The sequence below is a fragment of the Massilia sp. Leaf139 genome, from assembly GCF_001424165.1.
In the GTDB taxonomy this organism is placed as follows: Bacteria; Pseudomonadota; Gammaproteobacteria; order Burkholderiales; family Burkholderiaceae_D; genus Telluria.
This window is the reverse complement of the sequence record NZ_LMOJ01000003.1, coordinates 115682-132672: the sequence shown is the minus strand read 5'-3', so window position 1 is coordinate 132672 and position 16991 is coordinate 115682. Positions and strand designations below refer to the sequence as shown.

17 protein-coding genes are annotated in these 16991 nt (G+C 62.9%); all 17 read left to right on the top strand.

Annotated features, from left to right (window positions below; genetic code table 11):
- The first annotated feature begins 183 nt into the window (after positions 1–183).
- A complete protein-coding gene (locus ASF77_RS07525; RefSeq protein WP_229445308.1) occupies positions 184–3936 on the top strand; it encodes an HNH/ENDO VII family nuclease in 3753 nt (1250 codons plus the stop codon).
- A gap of 3 nt (positions 3937–3939) precedes the next feature.
- The gene (locus ASF77_RS07520) at positions 3940–4398 is read left to right on the top strand and encodes an SMI1/KNR4 family protein (protein WP_056337093.1); all 459 of its coding nucleotides are present in this window, start codon (positions 3940–3942) and stop codon (positions 4396–4398) included.
- A 1325-nt stretch (positions 4399–5723) separates the two neighbouring features.
- Positions 5724–6455 (top strand): flagellar hook-basal body protein, encoded by a 732-nt coding sequence (locus tag ASF77_RS07515; RefSeq protein ID WP_156648787.1) that lies wholly within the window; start codon positions 5724–5726, stop codon positions 6453–6455.
- 3 nt (positions 6456–6458) lie between these two features.
- A complete protein-coding gene (gene flgG / locus ASF77_RS07510; RefSeq protein WP_056337087.1) occupies positions 6459–7241 on the top strand; it encodes a flagellar basal-body rod protein FlgG in 783 nt (260 codons plus the stop codon).
- 15 nt (positions 7242–7256) lie between these two features.
- Positions 7257–8225: a flagellar basal body P-ring formation chaperone FlgA gene (flgA, locus tag ASF77_RS07505; RefSeq protein ID WP_056337084.1), complete on the top strand. Its 969-nt coding sequence runs from the start codon at positions 7257–7259 to the stop codon at positions 8223–8225.
- 10 nt (positions 8226–8235) lie between these two features.
- Positions 8236–8811: a flagellar basal body L-ring protein FlgH gene (locus tag ASF77_RS07500; protein ID WP_229445303.1), complete on the top strand. Its 576-nt coding sequence runs from the start codon at positions 8236–8238 to the stop codon at positions 8809–8811.
- Positions 8812–8816: 5 nt separating this feature from the next.
- A complete protein-coding gene (locus ASF77_RS07495; RefSeq protein ID WP_056337080.1) occupies positions 8817–9938 on the top strand; it encodes a flagellar basal body P-ring protein FlgI in 1122 nt (373 codons plus the stop codon).
- Positions 9939–10000: 62 nt separating this feature from the next.
- Entirely contained in the window at positions 10001–10375 is a 375-nt protein-coding gene (locus tag ASF77_RS07490) for a flagellar basal body protein (protein WP_056337076.1), read from the top strand.
- Positions 10375–10809, top strand: a complete 435-nt coding sequence (gene flgC / locus ASF77_RS07485; RefSeq protein ID WP_056337073.1) for a flagellar basal body rod protein FlgC — start codon at positions 10375–10377, stop codon at positions 10807–10809. The genes ASF77_RS07490 and flgC overlap by 1 nt, the downstream gene beginning before the upstream one ends.
- A complete protein-coding gene (fliE, locus tag ASF77_RS07480; RefSeq protein WP_056337070.1) occupies positions 10806–11108 on the top strand; it encodes a flagellar hook-basal body complex protein FliE in 303 nt (100 codons plus the stop codon). The genes flgC and fliE overlap by 4 nt, the downstream gene beginning before the upstream one ends.
- A 9-nt stretch (positions 11109–11117) precedes the next feature.
- Positions 11118–12575 carry a flagellar basal-body MS-ring/collar protein FliF gene (fliF, locus tag ASF77_RS07475; RefSeq protein WP_082493641.1) on the top strand — a complete coding sequence of 486 codons (1458 nt, stop codon included), beginning with the start codon at positions 11118–11120 and terminating at the stop codon, positions 12573–12575.
- Complete coding sequence (locus ASF77_RS07470) at positions 12572–13132, top strand: hypothetical protein (RefSeq protein ID WP_056337064.1); 561 nt, start codon at positions 12572–12574, stop codon at positions 13130–13132. The genes fliF and ASF77_RS07470 overlap by 4 nt, the downstream gene beginning before the upstream one ends.
- Positions 13120–13893: a FliH/SctL family protein gene (locus ASF77_RS07465; RefSeq protein ID WP_082493640.1), complete on the top strand. Its 774-nt coding sequence runs from the start codon at positions 13120–13122 to the stop codon at positions 13891–13893. The genes ASF77_RS07470 and ASF77_RS07465 overlap by 13 nt, the downstream gene beginning before the upstream one ends.
- Positions 13893–15203 (top strand): FliI/YscN family ATPase, encoded by a 1311-nt coding sequence (locus tag ASF77_RS07460; protein WP_056337059.1) that lies wholly within the window; start codon positions 13893–13895, stop codon positions 15201–15203. The genes ASF77_RS07465 and ASF77_RS07460 overlap by 1 nt, the downstream gene beginning before the upstream one ends.
- Complete coding sequence (locus ASF77_RS07455; RefSeq protein ID WP_056337056.1) at positions 15200–15670, top strand: hypothetical protein; 471 nt, start codon at positions 15200–15202, stop codon at positions 15668–15670. The genes ASF77_RS07460 and ASF77_RS07455 overlap by 4 nt, the downstream gene beginning before the upstream one ends.
- On the top strand, positions 15660–16583 hold the full coding sequence (locus tag ASF77_RS24125; RefSeq protein WP_156648786.1) for a hypothetical protein: 924 nt from the start codon (positions 15660–15662) through the stop codon (positions 16581–16583). The genes ASF77_RS07455 and ASF77_RS24125 overlap by 11 nt, the downstream gene beginning before the upstream one ends.
- A complete protein-coding gene (locus tag ASF77_RS07445) occupies positions 16580–16987 on the top strand; it encodes a flagellar hook assembly protein FlgD (RefSeq protein ID WP_056337050.1) in 408 nt (135 codons plus the stop codon). Before ASF77_RS24125 ends, ASF77_RS07445 begins: the two co-directional genes overlap by 4 nt.
- The last annotated feature ends 4 nt before the right edge of the window (positions 16988–16991 follow it).

The following is a 16991-nucleotide window of genomic DNA, read 5'->3' as shown; positions in this document are numbered from 1 at the left end:
GCCAAGGTGACGGACAGCTTTGCCGCCTTCACCAGCAAGACCTGGTACGACAGCATGGGCCGGGTGGCGAAGGTGATGACGCCGGCCGGACGCTCGAGCASYTAYCAGTACGTYTGGGACAACGCCATCAAGAGCACCGGCGGACGCGTCACCGGCGGCTGGCGCCAGACCATCACCGATCCGATGGGCCGCACCTCGGTCGACCAGATCGACGCTTATGGCCGCACCACCGCGCATACCGACCTKGGCGGCCAYACCTTCGTCTACAGCTTCAAYTACGCTGGCTGGCTGACCGGGCAAACCGGCAGCACGGGCCAGAACATCTCGTACACCTAYTAYGCCAACGGCTATGTCGAGAGCATCCGTGACATCGCRCTGAACACGGAATCGCACTACGAGTACGACGAGGCAGGCAAYCGCAAATACGAGTCGTACAGCCGCACCGTCAACGGGGTGACCGAATACCTGGAGAACGCGGCGATCGACTACGACGCGGCCAACCGGGTGACCCGGATTCACGATACCCGAGCCGACATCACCTATGAATACGACGCGGTGGGCAACCGCCGCCGCGTGCGCAGCGTCTACCACGACGGCGTCCGGGTGACCCGGATTCACGATACCCGAGCCGACATCACCTATGAATACGACGCGGTGGGCAACCGCCGCCGCGTGCGCAGCGTCTACCACGACGGCGTACAGGGTTCGATGCAGATCCAGGACTTCTGGTACGACTACGACAACATGAACCGTTTCACGGTCACCATGGGCAGGCTGTCGGGTGCGGCTGCCTTGTCCGCGGGAGATACCAGCATCAAGGTGGTGCTTGGTGTAGCCGGCAGCGAGGGCGTGCGCCTGCAATACAACAAGGCCGGCCAGCGCATCCAGGCGGTGTACGCGCGCGACAATCACCGCGAGGACTACAAGTACGGCGTCGAAGGCTATCTGGAAGACACGTATATCAACGCCAACGACAGCATGCAGGGCGCGCTGGCGTCGAAACGTGTGAACGACCTGCTCGGCCGCACGACCAATTACTACGAGTACAACACGCAGGGCGGCATGACCTATGAGCGCTCGACCGTATATAGCGCGGACGGCCGCCAGCTGAGCCAATCAGGTACTGACGGCACGGTCACGTACCAGTACTACAGTGAGCTGGTCAATGGTGCCGACAGCGTCACCAAGGTCAGTGCGTCCGGTGCGGGCGAGCTCGCGATCGTGACTACGACCACCAAGGACGGCACGGTCATTACCAATTACACGGCCTATGACTATTGGGACGAAGCCAAGCAGCGCAGCCTGACGGTCAAGGGCGAAACGGCGTACAAGCCGGACACCGCATGGCGCCCAGGCGTTTCGTCGATGGCCTATGACGTCAACGGCCATTTGAAAGCGGCGACCGATGCCGGGGCCGACGGCAAGATGGGCACGGCCGAGCTGGACAAGGACAACGTCACCTTCAGCTATATCAGCAACGCCCAGGGCCTGGTGCTGCGCCGCGAGCAGTACACCGGCGACAAGGTCGGCATGATGCACCGCTACCTGTACTTGAACGGCGCCATGGTGGGCGACGTCGGCAACGACGGTGACGCGCGCCTCGACTATGCGCAGTCGCTGGGCCAGGCCAAGGCCAGCCGCGAGGAGATGTACAAGAACTGGACGCCGATCAGCAGCGCCGATTTCGACCAGAACTACCAGCCGATCAACCGCACCTATCCCGCGGCAACTGGCAGCACCTATGTCGTCAAGGCCGGCGACTCGCTGTATGCGATCGCAGGTGCGGTATGGGGCGATGTCAGCATGTGGTACCTAATCGCGGAAGCGAACGGCATCACCGCCGAGACCCCGCTGACGCCGAACCAGACGCTGACGATCCCGAACAAGGTCACCAACATCCACAACAACAGCGGCACCTCGCGGCCGTACGATGCGGGTGCCATCATCGGCGACCTCAGCCCGACGCTGCCGGATGCGCCGTTGCCGGCGCCGCCGCCGCAGAAGAGCGGAGGCGGTTGTGGCGGGCTGGGGATGATCATCATGGCGGTCATTGCGGTGGTGGTGACCGTGTATGCGGGACCGGCAATCGGCCAGGCAATCTACGCAGCGGCAGGAGGCGGCGCTGTTGGTGCAGGCGGTCTTGCGGCAGTAGGAACCCTCGGAGCAACGGCAGCAGGCGCGGCAGGCATGGCCGCTGGCGCAGCCCTGGGCAGCATTGCTAGCCAGATGGCCGGGGTCGCCATGGGCATGCAGGACAAGATTAACTGGCGTGCCGTCGGCAGCAGTGCTTTGACAGGCGGTTTGACGTTTGGTGCAGGAGCTGGCCTGTCTGCTCTGGGCGCGAACCAGGTAGTGACTGCAGTCGCCAATAACATCATCGGGCAGGGCGTCGGGAAGATGATGGGTACGCAGGAGCACTTCAGCTGGAAGAGCGTTGCGGTGAGTGCGATCTCTGCACCAATCATGTCGGCGGTAAAGGGAGGAATCGGAAAGGAGTTGGCAGGAGCGCCTGCTAGTGTCGTATCGTTGGCGCAGAACTCAACCTCTGCACTTGTCTCGGCGACCGTCAGAATGGTTGTTACCGGAGGGCGCATTTCCTGGGCGGCCGTCGCAGCAGACGCAGTCAGCAGCACCATCGGAGACTCCATCGAGGCGTCGCGCCGAGACCAGCTCCGTATCAAGAACAAGCCGTCGAGTGCAACAGGAAGCGGCGGTAAACAACTCTCGCCTGAAGAGCAGAGGCAACTAGACGTGGCCATCGCTAGCGAAAAACGTAAACCAAAAGACGATCTGACTGCGTCTACAAACGGGGGAATCCCGTCCACGGTGGAAGTTGCAGGCAGTCGAAGCTTACGTCACTCCGACGGCAAAGGTACATATTTGTCAGTTCAAACCACTGACGAAAAAACGGTCTGGAACTACACCGATGGTTACGTGACTGAGGATGGCAACGCCGGAACGAAAGAATTTACTCGCGCTGACATGAGCGGGCTGGGTGCTAACTTGTCGCAAGAAGACTATGCCTACGCCAGCAAACGTCTTTATAACCTGAGTGCCAATTATGATGCGCTTGGTTTGTGGCATGACGTCAAGGCAGAGGTAGGCAGCTGGTTTGGTGCTACGCCATCTCCCGTACGTACCCCGGCAATGGAGCAAGAGCGGTGGGAGCTGCGCCAGATCACAGCTAACTACGCCGGTGCGCATCCTGAAGTGTGGCAAGCAACGAGTGATGCCGTTGATGCCGCGCGAGGTGGTGTATTCGGGGCAGCTGCTGTTCTGATGACAAAAGATAGCAGCGTAGTAGATCGTCAATTTGCGCTTCGCTCTGCCAGTATCCTCGACCAAGGACTCAATGGCGCTGCGTCGATGCGTCTGGCGAAACAAAACGCGCCGGTACTCCCACGGAACGCACAGCTGGGCGCACCAAGTTCGCAGTCGATTACAATAGGGAATAGCAAAACTAATCCGGCATCTGCGAGCCCGACTGGCAACTATGCACCACCGAAGGTGGCGCCAGCTGGTGTCACGTATAACATCAACACACAGAAGCCGGCAGCGCCTCAGAGCGGAAGTCGGGCGTTCTGGACTAACCGAACTCAGTTTGAGGGAACTCGGGTGTATCAGCGGGCAGATGCGTTCGATCCTAATCAAATGACCAGCTGGCGCCAAGGCGGTAAAGTCGTAACTGGAACGAATTTGGAGCGGATGGCAACCGGACGTGCTCCTATCGGCACTGATGGAAAGTCAGTTAATTTGCATCACATGACCCAGGCTAACGACAGTCCGATTGCAGAGATGACTCAAACATTCCATCAGAAAAATAGCAAAATTATTCATATAAATCCGAATACAATTCCATCTGGTATCGATCGCAATGCATTTGATGCATGGAAGTCGCGTTATTGGACGGATCGAGCAAATAATTTTGGGAATTAAATCATGGCTTTGGTTACGGACGAGCTTCAAAAGCTTATAAATAGACACAGCGATATCGTGGATTTTGGTACTGTAGACGATGCTGTTGACGAGGAGTGGATCCTGAGTGCGGAAAGCGCACTTGGGCGCAGGTTGCCTGACTCCTATAAATGGTTCCTTCGTCAATACGCCGGCGGTGAGGTCGGAGGCGAGGAGATTTATAGCATCTACGGAATGCCATTTGAGTCCGTAAACGGCGGAGACATCGTTTTCCAACATCTGATGAACAGGAAGTCTGGCGTGCTGGATGACGCAAAGCTGGTTGTCAGCGAGACGGACTCGGGCGAAACCTATTTTTTTGATTACGACGATTTCCAGCAAGGAGAGTGTCCAATCAAGTTGCGGTTGCCTTCTGGTGAAGCAGTTCCCTATGCCAGTGATTTTTTCGAATTCTTAACGAAACGAATAGCTGCTCATAGTTAGTGCGCTCGTGAGTGACGCCTTTATACCTCAGGTGCAGGATTGGGCCTGAGGTAGAGCAAGGTTGCCCGGCCCCCGACATTTGGAAGGCCTCTGGAAACAGGTCAGGTCTGTTATTCAGACACGACTTCGGAATGCTTCCACATGTCGGTAGCTCAACCAGCTTTGCCAGCTAGGGAAGGGGAGATGCAGCCGAGCGTGTGCGGATTACATCTATCCGTCGCCAATCCCATAGTTTTTTGGTGCAAAGGTGCCAGGCGAGTTGACCTGGGCTCTGCTTCAACTTGCGCTTGTATAGGAACTAATGTTAATTGCCTGACATTCGGCTCGACCTTTGCATTCACATGGAGGGTTCACAATCCTCGAGTGAGGGATATGGCTTCAGGACGCACAAAACGTGGCGAACTAGATGCATGTGAGGGATTGGCCCTACGTCGACAAAACTAGGTTTGCTACGGCCGTTGACCCAGCAGCCTAAGGCAAGCGCTATTGCGGCACCCTGATGAGGTTTCAGTTCCGACAGAAATCTTTTCCGTCGCGCTCCAGCTAGTGATCCGCATCAACGCTATGCCAACTGTAGTCTGGACGCCGTCGAAGCAGCGCGACCGCTGCTATCGTTTCTCATCTTCAAGACTCATAGCCGTTGGTACCGGTAGCGCGCATGACGCGTGGGTGAGACGGAGAATCGAAAGGCTGGGGAGGTAAGGTCGTTCTAGTTTTCTCGCGGCTGTCTTTTGATAGCGAAAATTCTCCTGCAAATTGTAGACGATCTAGCAGTGGGAAATGAGCATCAAAACATCGTAAGTCTTGCCAGTGAGCCTGCTTTTTGTTCAACAAAATCAGCGCAGGGTGTCTGAACCTTTTCTATGACACAATGCCAAACGATCGTCAAATTGACAGGAACGCAAATCTAAGTTAGCAAAATCACAAATTCGACAGTTTGCTCCGGATCAAGGCGAATGATGCAGAAATGCAACTAAGTGTAGCGACAAGGTCAAAGCAAAAATTTTTTTGTTGACAACATACGTGCGATAGCTCACCAGAGATACTCAAACAATCTATCCAAAGATTTCTTAACAAGTTTAACGTGTACACGAATTTTTCGTATTAGCTCAACAGCGGTGATTTTTTGATAGATTTAACCTGATGTATTTGTTACAAAAATCGAATTAGTTAATTAACATTTGTCTTGAACTGTAGAATCCTGTCGTTTTTTTGTAAAAAATAAAAAAATTTCTACATGCAACTTGCGCAAACGCAATGCTAGTATCTCGCCACCGTGAAACTGTTGCCGCCGGCCACCCCCGGTTGCATTGGAGAAGAACACCGTGGACGCATTGGCAATCGCTAGTATCGGCATGCAAGCCGACCTGGCGCGTATGGAAAGCATCAGTCAGAACGCCGCGAACTCGCTGACCCTGGCCTACAAGCGCCAGGTCGCGACGACCCCGTCATTCGAAGTCCAGGTCGCCAACGTGCAGAACGCGCGCATGGCGCAGGTGCGCTTCCAGGCGGCGCCCGCCGTCAGTCTCGCCGTCGATGCAAGTACGGGCGCGATGCGGCCGACCGGTAATGCCCAGGACGTCGCTATCGAAGGCGCCGCCTTCTTCGAAGTCCAGACCCCGAACGGCCCTGCCTACACCAAGCTCGGCAACCTGCGCGCCGATGTGCAGGGCCGCCTCGTGGTCGGCTCGAATCTGCCTGTGATGGGGACGGGCGGAGAGATCCGCGTCGCCAATACTCCCTTCAGCATTGCTCCGAATGGCGATATCAGTCAGGAAGGCCGCCTCGTCGGCCGGCTAAAGCTGGTCGCGTTCGAGCAGTCCGGCCAGCTACAGGCCGCAGGCGCCGGCCTCTATCTGGCAGGGGAGGCGAAAGCCCAGGACGCTCCGGCAGGCACCGCACTGCGCGCGGGGTTCCTCGAGGGCTCCAACGTCAACACGCCGTATGAAATGGTGCGCATGACCGAGACGGTGCGCCATTTCGAAGCGCTCCAAAAGCTGGTGCAAGGCTATGACGGCATGCTGGAAAATTCGATTCGCAAGCTCGGAGAGTTTTAATTCATGAACGACTCGCTCTACATCGCCGCAACCGGCATGCACATGCAGCAAAAAGGCGTCGACACGATTTCCAATAACCTCGCCAACGTGAACACGCCCGGCTTCAAGAAGGGCAAGGTGAGTTTCGAAGACCTAGTCTATCGCGACTTGAACGGCGCGGCGGCCAGTCTCGACAGCGGTGCTGCCGGCCGCATGTGGCAGGGCGGCGGCGTCGGCATCGGCTCGATGGTGAAATCCTTCGCCACCGGCACCCTCAAGCAGACCGACCAGGCGATGGATCTGGCAATCGAGGGCGATGGCTTCCTGGAAGTGGTCGCGCTCGATGGCGCACCAGCCTACAGCCGTGGCGGCACGCTGACGGTCGACAAGGACGGCTTCCTGGCCACCGCCTCCGGCTACGCGCTCAAGCCCTCGATCCACATCGGGAACGATGCGCGCGAAGTGAGCATCAAGGCGGACGGCCGGGTGTTCGTCCGCAGCCGCGACGACAGCGAGGCGAGCGAAGTCGGCCGCATCGAGCTGGTTCGCTTCGCCGATATGAGCGGCTTGGTTCCGCTCGGCAGTAACCTCTATAAATCTTCCGAACGTTCGGGCGATGCCATTGCCGCCCGTGCAGGCGAAGACGGCGCCGGCATGCTCGCCCAGGGATTCGTCGAAGGATCCAACGTCAATCTGGTCGAAGAGATGGTCGACCTGATGGTTGCCAAGCGTGCCTACGAGACCAGCCTCAAGGTGATCCAGGCCTCGGATGAAATGCTCGCCATGAGTAATAACCTGCGCAAGTAAGCCCGACAGCCGAGCATGCGTTTCCGTCTTCATTCCCTGTTCGCCATCGGTGCCTGCGCACTGCTGCCGGCCGCCGCGTGCGCCGCCGATCAAGCGCCGCGCACGATGGCGCTTGAACTGCGCGCAGAAGCACAGGTCGCCGGCGTCGGTATCGCTTTGGGCAATGTGGCGATCCTGGATACGGGCCACCCCGGGGCGGCGCGCCTCGCTGCTCTCCACCTCGGCAAGACGCCGCGGGTCGGCTATGTCGAACGCTTTACGCGCGCGCAGATTGCACAGGCGGTACGGCGCCAGTCGGACGTGGAAGCGATTGCGTGGACCGGCGCCGACAGCGTCGCCGTGCGCGCACAGTCGCATGCGGTCGGGACGGATGCCCTGGCCGCCGCCGCGATCGACGCCGTGCGTGCCGAGTACGGTGCAGCGCATCCCGGATTGGAAGTGCGGCTCGCCGGCCAGCTGGCACCGCTGGAAGTGCCGGACGGCAGGCTCGAACTGCGCGCGCGCCGGGTGAGCGGCACTGTGCTTAACAAGCGCATGACGCAATGGCTTGACGTTCTGGTCGACGGCGCGGTCTACCGTTCCGCCGTCGTACCGCTGGCCGTATCGCAGCAGCGCCAAGTGTACATGGCGCGCCGGGCGCTGGAACAGGGGGCCTGGGTAGGCCCCGCCGACTTTACGGTGTCCGATGCAAACGTGGCCGGTCTTGCCGCCGCCGCCGTGGATCCGGCCTTGCAGCCGTTCCGCCTGCGCACGCCGCTCAAGGAGGGGCAAGTGCTCGCCGCTGGCGCCATGCTCAACGAAGGAAAAATCCTGCGCGGCGATAGCGTCAGGATCATCGTCAGAAACGGCCAGATCGGCATCGAGGCCGGAGCCGTCGCGCTGGCCGAAGCGGGGCCGGGGCAGCAGCTCGCGGTGCGCCCGAACGGCGCAAGTGAAACACTGACCGGGCGCGTCGGCCAGGCAGGCACCGTCATCATCGAATAGGACAGCTACCGTGAAAACGACTTTGTGGCGCAGTGCGCTGGTGCTCGTTGCGTGCATGCAGGCCGCGGGTGCGACCAGCCTGTACAAGCCCGGCATGTACCAGCCCCTGACTTCCGACCTGCGCATGCGCAAGGTGGGCGACCTGATCACCGTCATGGTCTACGAAAACGCCAGCGCGAGCAGCGCCGCAAACACCACCGCCGCACGTGACGCGGGCGTCGGGTTCGGGGTCGAGGGCACTCCGGGCAAGCGCTATGCGGGCACCGTGAACGCGACCAACAAGACCGATGGCCGCGGCCGCACGGCGCGTGAAGGCAAGGTGCTGGCGCAGATTACCGTCACCATCCGCGCCATCGAGGACAACGGCGACATGCTGATCGCTGGCGAGCAGATGCTTGAGATTAACAACGAGCGGCAGCAGATCTCGGTGGAGGGCGTCATCCGTCCGCAAGACGTATCCGACACGAATGTCGTGCTGTCGACCCGGGTAGCCAATGCCAAGATCAGTTACGCGGGCGAGGGCGACCTCGCCGACAAGCAGCGTCCCGCCTGGTGGCAACGCCTGCTGACCCTGTTCGGAGCCTGAGCCGCATGTCCATCCTGTTCCGTACGCTGTCTGCGTGCCTGTTTGCGCTCTTCCTGGTCGGTAACGCCGCGGCTGCCGACGCCATCCGCATCAAAGACATCGGCAAGATGTCGGGCTGGCGCGACAACGCGCTCACCGGCTACGGCCTGGTGACGGGTCTGGCCGGCACCGGCGACTCGTCGCGCAACAAAGCGACCCGCCAGTCGATCGCCAACATGCTCTCGCGCTTCGACATGACGCTGGCCGCGGAAGACGTCCAGAGCCGCAACGTGGCGGCGGTGATGGTCACCGCCAGCCTGGGGCCGTTCGCGCGCGCTGGCGACAACATCGACGTCACCATCACCTCGATCGGCGACGCCCGCAGCCTGGTCGGCGGCACGCTGATGCTGGCGCCGCTCAAAGGCCCCGACGGCAAGGTGTACGGCCTGGCACAGGGCACGCTCTCCGTCGGCGGCTATAAATACGACCTCAATGGCAACGTGGTGCAGAAGAACCACCCAACCGTCGCTTCGATTCCCGGCGGCGCAACGGTCGAGGTGGGGCTGGTCAATGACATCCGTAGCGAGCGCGGCTCCGTAACCTTCGTGCTGTCCGACCCCGACTTCACCACCGCGACCCGCGTCGCCAGCGCCATCAATGCGCGCCTCGGCGGCGGCCTGGCGGTCGCGCGCGACGCCTCCGGCGTCGAAGTGCAGATCCCGGCCGCGAACCGAGAGCGCCTGGCGGACTTCCTGACCACGCTGGAGAACGTCATGGTCGAGCCGGATCGGCGCGCCAAGGTCGTCATCAACGAGCGCACCGGCACGATCGTCTCCGGCGGCGACGTGCGCATCTCGAAAGTGGTCGTGTCGCATGGCGACCTCAAGGTGTCGATCGTGACCGAGAACGCGGTGTCGCAGCCGCTGCTGGTACGCCAGCTCGGCCCTGGCGTGGGATCGGTGCCGTACTCGAACACCCGCATTGACGTCGAGGAAACCGGCAGGGCCGGCTATGTCTCCGCCAACAATACGGTGGGCGACCTGGTGCAGTCGCTGGCGCGCCTGAAGACCAATACGCGCGACATCATTTCGATCCTGCGGGCTGTAAAGGCTGCCGGCGCGCTGCATGCGGAACTGATCGTCCAGTGATTTTCTCCCTACGGTGCGTGGCACCGCGGGCTTTTCAATGTGAAGCAACCGGAGCAGTCAACGTGGTATCCGTCATCGACAACAATACGACCGCTTTGCTGAGCCTTGCGCTCGACGCCGCCGTCATGCGGCAGCAGGCGATCGCCCAGAACATTGCCAACGCCAGTACTCCCGGCTATCAGCGCATCGGCGTCAGCTTCGAAAGCCGCATGGCGCAGCTGGCGGCAGGCGCGCGGGCGGGCGCGGCGCCGTCCCTGTCCGACCTGGCGCATGCGCGTCCGGTCTTCGAAGCGGCCGGCGCGCCCGGCGAAGGCGTCGCCCTCGACCTCGAGATGGCCGACATGTCGCAAACGGTGCTGCACCACCAGATGCTCATGAAGGCGCTGAACAAGCACCTCGAACTGGTCGGTCTGGCCATCAACGAAGGGAAGCGCTAATGGATTACAACGCAGGCTTTCAGATCAGCGCGACTGGCATGGCCGTCGAAAAGCTGCGCCTCGACATCACTGCCGCCAATATCGCCAACATGCATTCGGCGGCGGCCGATGCGGGAAGGGTGTATCAGCCGCTGCGCGTCCTGCAGCAGGCCGTGCCGCTGAGCTTCTCGCACGAATTCGGACGCCTGTACGCAGCGGCCGGCGGCGCGCGCGTGGTGGCGGTCGAGCCTCAAGCGGTGGCACTGCGGATGGTGTACGAGCCGGGCCACCCGTATGCCGATGCCAAGGGCTTCGTCGCTTATCCGGGCGTGAACCATACCGCCGAAATGATGAACGTGAACACCGCGCTGCGCGCGTATGAGGCCAACGTCGCCGCGATGAACGCCGCCAAGGCGATGGCCACGCGTGCGCTCGAGATCGGAGGCCGCCAATGACGATCGAGGCAATCGGCGCGATCAACCTGGCCCAGGACGTCGACGGCTTCCTGGCGCCGGCCAAGGTGCAGGAGGCTGCCCCCGGCTTTGGCCAGCGCTTTGCCCAGGAAATCGAGAACATCAATTCCGGCATCGTCGACACCGACAATGACATCCGCAAACTGGTCGCCGGCGAAAGCCAGAGCCTGCATGACGTGATGATCAAAATGGAAGAAGCGAAGCTGTCGTTCCAGCTGCTGGCGCAAGTGCGCAATCGGCTGCTGGAAGCGTATCAAGAAGTCATGCGGATGCAGGTTTAGGAGTCTTAGGTGGCAACATTCTCTCTGTTTTGGTCTGAACTGGGGCGCGCCGCGCGCACCGGCCTCATTGTCGGCACCGTGTTGATCGTCGGCCTGGCGCTCGCGCTCGGCTATTGGGCCTACCGGCCCGACTACCAAGTCCTGTTTTCCGATGTCGCGGCGCGCGATGCCGCCGCCATGACGGCCGAACTCGACAAGATGAAGACGCCGTACACGTTGGCCGATGGCGGCACCACGGTGCTGGTTCCGCGCGACCTGGTATACAAGACGCGCCTTGCCCTGATGAACAAGGATGTGCCCCTGCATGGGGCGGTCGGCTTCGAGGTCTTCAATAATGCCGACTTCGGCATGACCGAATTCGTTCAAAAGGTGAATTACCTGCGCGCGATCCAAGGCGAGCTTACCCGCACGATCCTGGCCATCGACGGCATCGCCTCGGCGCGCGTGCACCTGGCCATTCCCGACCAGGGCCTGTTCAAGAAAGCCACGACCAAGCCCAAGGCCTCCGTAACGCTCAGCATGAAGCGCGGCCAGGTTCTCGGCACGGAGCAGGTCGCCGGCATCCAGCGCCTGGTGGCCGCGTCGGTTCCCGACATCGTCAGCGGCGACGTCACCGTGCTCGACCAGCACGGCGTGGCGCTTACCCGCGTCAATGGTGACAACGAAACGGCACCGACCAGCGGCGAACAGCTCGACGCAAAGCGCGGCACCGAGGAATACCTGCTCAAGAAGGTGTCGGCCGTGCTCGACCAAACCTTTGGCCCCGGTGAAGCGATCGCCAGCGTCGACGTGGCACTCAACCTCGACCGCGGCAAGCTCATCACCGAGGAAGTGCTGCCCGCAAACGGGAACGCGGCCGACCAACCGGTCGCCGGCGTCGTCGTGCGTGACCGCCAGACGGTGCGCGAGGCCGATAGCGCCGCCGTCGGCGTCGCCGGCAGCAAGCCGGCGGCTGGCGGCACGACGACCACCGAATTCGACTATCAGGTGGGGCGTCGCGTTGAACAGGTCGCCGTCGCCAGCGGCACCGTCAAGCGCATGACGGTCGCGGTGGTCGTCAAGAAGCCTTTGACCGAAGAGCAAATCGACAAGCTAAAGGAAGTTGTGTCGCTCGCGGTTGGCTTCAACGGCGCACGCGGCGACGCCATCGTCGTCAACTCGATGGAGCGCCTGGTCGGCAGCGCCGTTCCGGCCGCGACGCCGGCGCTTGAGGCGCCGGCCGAGAATCCAATGCAAGCAACGCGTGCAGCGAAACCTGACGCCGCATCGGCCAACGTTGTAATCGGCGTGCTGGTGGCGCTGCTGGTACTGGTGCTGCTGGCATTCGCCGCGACGATCGTGGCACGGCGGCGCGCGCCGCGGCAGGTTGCGCGGCTCGACGGCGCCCAGCGCGAACAGATGTTGAGCGACGTGCGGCGCTGGATCGCGGCGCCGGCGGAGATTCACATGCATGAGGTTCGGAAATGAGCGGTCATCGCCAGGCGGCCGTCGCCCTGCACGGCCTGGCCGCGCAGGATCGGCGCGCCATCCTTGCCGAGTTGCCGGAAACCGACCAGGATATCCTGCGCGGCCTGCTGGCCGAGCTGGCGGAACTAGGATTCGAGCACACGCCTGGCATCGCGGCGGCGATGGCGGAGCCGGCACCGCGCGCTGCGGCGCAGGACGACGGCAAGCCGGACGCTGCGATGCGGCGCACACTCAGGCATGCTTCTCCGGCCGCCATGCTGGCGATTCTGGGCCATGAACCCGCCAGTCTGCAGGCCTGCGTCCTGGCGCTCGACAGCTGGCCGTGGGCGAACGGTTTCCTTGAATTGCTGCCGCAGCCGCGTCGGATGCTGGCCGCGGAGTCGCTGCGCGCGGGTATCGCCGCCGCGCCGGCCCGCAGCCAGTTCCTGCTCGAGTCGGTGGCCGCGAAATTGGCGGACATGCCTGGCACGGCGGCCGCTGGCACGCCTGCGCGTACCGAACCGCGCCTCAGCGCTCTTGCGCGCACCTTGCATAGATTCGCGCCATGGACTCGATAATCCGCAGCGCACCGGTGTCGCCTGTGGCGCGGCCGATCGGCCGGGCGCGGCCGGCCGTGGCCGCGCCAACTGCGGCGCCAGCCGGGCAGGCGCTTGGCGCCGCGCAGACCAACACGCAGACACTTGTCATGCCTGCGGTCGAGACGACGCCGGCCGCGCTCTCGGCAACCGAAGTCAAGCTGGAAGCCGCATTGCGCGAGCGCGACGCGGAGCTGGCGCAGCTTCACGCCCAGATCGAGAAGATCAAGGCCGATCTCGCCGTGATCCACGCCGACGCCGAGAAGAAGGGGTACGATGCCGGCGCGGCGAAGGGAGAAAAGGCGGCGGCCCAGCTGTTGCAGGGTCAGATCGAACGGGCGCAGTCGCTGCTGGCGGAATTGGCGCAAACCCGGGGCCAGGTACTCGACGATGCCGAGGATGCGCTGGTCGAGGTTGCCTATACCGCCGTATGCCGCATCCTGGGTGAACAGGGCGCCAAACGCGACGCCGTCGCACGGCTGGTGCGCGAGGCCGCGGCCGCCACGCGCGATGGCTTGACCGTGCGTCTGCACCCGGACGACGCAGCAATGCTGCGGGCCGGGCGGGAGGGCGTCGAGGATCAGGTACGCATCGCTGCCGATCCCGCCGTCAAGCTGGGCGGTTGCGTCGTCGACAGCGGCAAGGGCACCCTGGACGCGCGCTTCGAGATCCAGCTTGCCTTGCTGGGCGAAGCACTGCTCGCGGCGCGTGCGGCGCGCCAGCCCGGCGAGGACGCTGCCTGATGCAAGCCTACCTGTCCGCCGTGCGCGACGCCGTCCTGACCCGGCGCGAAGGCCGCGTCACCGGCATCGCCGGCCAGAGCGTCGAGGCGACCGGCCCGGATGTGACGATCGGCGAAGTATGCGAGATCGCGCTCGACGGCGGCACGCCGCTGCTGGCCGAGGTGGTCGGCATGAAGCCGGGCCGGGTCGTGCTGATGCCCTACGGTGACCTGCGCGGCATCGGAATCGGCAACACCGTCTATGCCACCGGCCGCGAGTCCGGCATCGGGGTTGGCGGCGCACTGCTCGGCCGTGTGATCGACGCCTTCGGCAATCCGCTCGACGGCCTTCCTCCGGCTCGCACGGAGCGTACCCGTGCCTTGCTAGCCGAACCGATCAATCCGCTGACCCGTCCGCGTATCGCGCACCTCCTCGAAAGCGGAGTGCGCGCGATCGATGCGCTGCTGCCCCTCGGCCGCGGACAGCGCATGGGGATCTTCGCCGGCAGCGGTGTCGGCAAGAGCACCTTGCTGGGTATGCTGGCGCGCGATGTCAAGGCCGACATCAACGTCATCGCGCTGATCGGCGAGCGTGGACGCGAAGTGCGCGAATTCGTGGAAAAGCATCTGGGCAAGGAAGGCCTGCAGCGCAGCGTAGTGGTGGTGGCGACCTCGGATCAGCCGGCCCTGGCCCGCACCCGCGCGGCGCATGTGGCCACCGCCATCGCCGAATCATTCCGCGACGAAGGCCGGCAAGTGCTGTTGATGATGGATTCGATCACCCGGTTTGCCATGGCCCGCCGCGAGATTGGCCTGGCCGCCGGCGAGCCTCCAACCGCGCGTGGCTATACGCCGTCGGTGTTCGCCGACATTCCCGCGCTATGCGAACGCTGCGGCACCACCGACTCCGGCGGTTCGATCACCGCGCTGTACACGGTGCTGGTCGAAGGCGACGATTTTAACGAGCCGATTTCGGACATCGTCCGCGCCACGCTCGACGGCCATATCATGCTCTCGCGCGACCTCGCGCACGAGGCCCATTTCCCCGCGATCGACGTCCTGCAAAGCACCAGCCGGCTCGCGTCGGAGCTGGCAAGCGCCGAGGAACAGGCATTGATGACGGCCACCGTCGAGGTGCTTTCGACCTATGAACGCAACCGCCAGATGGTTGACATGGGCGCCTACAAGGCCGGCAGCAATCCCGCGATCGACCGCGCCATTAATGTGTTTCCGGCACTGCGCGCCGTGTTGCGCCAGTCCGTGCTGGAATCGGCAACGCGCGCGCAGGCTTTAAATAACCTGCGCACGGCGCTTGGTTCGGGGGCGCCATGAGCCGCGGCGCACGCTTTCACTACGCGTTGGAACCGGTGCGGCTGACCCGTACCTGGCACTTGGACGCATTGCTGCTCGAACTAGGCGAACAGAATGGCGCAATCGCGTCGCATGCTCTAGCGCAGGCCGATATCGAAGCACGTATCGCGCAAGCGGCGGCAGCCTGGGAAGAGTGCAAGTCGAGCGGCCGCTTTCAGTCGGTGACCGAGTTCGCACTGGCCACCCGCTACATGAGCGAGCTGGCGCGCCAGGCACGCGAAGCCTCGGCGCGCATGGCCGAACTAGCTGCGCTGCGCGACGCGACAGTCGAGCGCGTCGTCCTCGCCAAGCGCGCCGTGGAGGCCGCCGAGGCCCATCGCGAGGAGATGCACGACCAGTTCATCCGGCAGCGGCTGAGCGGCGACTTTAAACTCGCCGACGATCAATGGAACACACTTCAATCAGGAGCGGTCGCTCATGACAGTTAATCTGGAATCGACGCTGGGCGTCGATGCGTCGCCATTGCGTGCCGACCGCCGTCATGCGGGGGCGCGGCAAGATCGCTGGATGTTGGAATTCGAAAAGGCGTTCACGACAAGCGGGGATGCGCGGGACGACGGGGGTGAGAAGGGCGCGCCTGTGGCCGCCGCCGGCCCGGCGTCTGCGCGCATGCCGCCATCGAGCCCAGCACACGCGGCTGCGGCGCCGGCGTTGCGGGCCGCGCCTTCGCATAGTGCGGCGCGCACGATGCCGCCGCATGCGGCTCTGCATACCGCGCGGGCGGACGCGCGCGACGCCGCTGCGCCAGCCAGTGCGGGTAGCCACGGGAAGGCCGATGGGTCTGTGGCGGAATCAGGCACGCAGGATATGGCGCCGGCTGTGGCGGCGGGCGCGGCGACGGCGGCCAGGGTCTCGCCAGCTGGCTCCGCGGTGTTGGAAAGCGCCGGTGTCGACGCGCTGCGCGGCGCTGCGCGCATCGCGCCCAGCCTGTTTCTCTCGGCCATATCAGGCGCCGGCTTGGCGGCCCAGCAAGCGGCTGCCTATGGCGCACCGGCATTCCAGGAAGCGTCCGCCGGCGCGGCCAAGCGCTCGCCGGCCGGTACGCCGTTCGACGCACGTGCCATGCACCTGTTCGTCGACAGCCAGGGGGTGCACGCCTTCATTCGCGATACGGCCTTGCAAGCCAACGAACTTCGCACGGTCGCGCAAGGGCTGGCGGCCGAAATGGCGGCCACCGGCCAGCAGCTCGCGAGCCTGACCGTCAACGGTAAGAACGTCGCCGCACGCACTCCGCATGCGGAGGCAGAAGAGGACGACGCCGTGTTCCAGCAAAACCCTGACGGCGGGGCCGAGTCATCGCTCCGCTATCCATCCCAGCCAGTCTCCGAAGGAAATCCATGACCATCAGCACCATCAGTGCCGCCGGCACCAACCCTGCGGGACAGTCCAGCAACATCGGTATCCAGGACTTCCTGAAGATCCTGACGACGCAGCTCAACAACCAGGATCCGCTCAAGCCGATGGACAACCAGGACTTTGTGGCCCAGATCGCCCAGTTCGCGACGCTCGAGCAAAGCCGGCAGCTCAACAGCAAGCTCGAATCGATGTTGTCGCTGCAGGGCTCGACCCAGTCCGTCGGCCTGCTTGGCAAGAAGGTGGATGTCGAATTCAACGGCAGCGTGCTGAGCGGCGACGTTACGGCGCTCTCGCTGGCATCGGGCCAACCGGTCATGACGATCAAGACTGCGACGGGCGAATTCCGTGACGGGATCATGCTCGCGCAAATTCTCAATATCCGCGTGTAAGGGA

Bases quoted from the DNA above. Each gene is read 5' to 3' on its own strand.
- ASF77_RS07520 (WP_056337093.1), top strand. From the start codon at position 3,940: ATGGCTTTGGTTACGGACGAGCTTCAAAAGCTTATAAATAGACACAGC.
- flgG (WP_056337087.1), top strand. From the start codon at position 6,459: ATGAACGACTCGCTCTACATCGCCGCAACCGGCATGCACATGCAGCAA.
- flgA (WP_056337084.1), top strand. From the start codon at position 7,257: ATGCGTTTCCGTCTTCATTCCCTGTTCGCCATCGGTGCCTGCGCACTG.
- ASF77_RS07495 (WP_056337080.1), top strand. From the start codon at position 8,817: ATGTCCATCCTGTTCCGTACGCTGTCTGCGTGCCTGTTTGCGCTCTTC.
- flgC (WP_056337073.1), top strand. From the start codon at position 10,375: ATGGATTACAACGCAGGCTTTCAGATCAGCGCGACTGGCATGGCCGTC.
- fliE (WP_056337070.1), top strand. From the start codon at position 10,806: ATGACGATCGAGGCAATCGGCGCGATCAACCTGGCCCAGGACGTCGAC.
- ASF77_RS07470 (WP_056337064.1), top strand. From the start codon at position 12,572: ATGAGCGGTCATCGCCAGGCGGCCGTCGCCCTGCACGGCCTGGCCGCG.
- ASF77_RS07465 (WP_082493640.1), top strand. From the start codon at position 13,120: ATGGACTCGATAATCCGCAGCGCACCGGTGTCGCCTGTGGCGCGGCCG.
- ASF77_RS07460 (WP_056337059.1), top strand. From the start codon at position 13,893: ATGCAAGCCTACCTGTCCGCCGTGCGCGACGCCGTCCTGACCCGGCGC.
- ASF77_RS07455 (WP_056337056.1), top strand. From the start codon at position 15,200: ATGAGCCGCGGCGCACGCTTTCACTACGCGTTGGAACCGGTGCGGCTG.
- ASF77_RS24125 (WP_156648786.1), top strand. From the start codon at position 15,660: ATGACAGTTAATCTGGAATCGACGCTGGGCGTCGATGCGTCGCCATTG.
- ASF77_RS07445 (WP_056337050.1), top strand. From the start codon at position 16,580: ATGACCATCAGCACCATCAGTGCCGCCGGCACCAACCCTGCGGGACAG.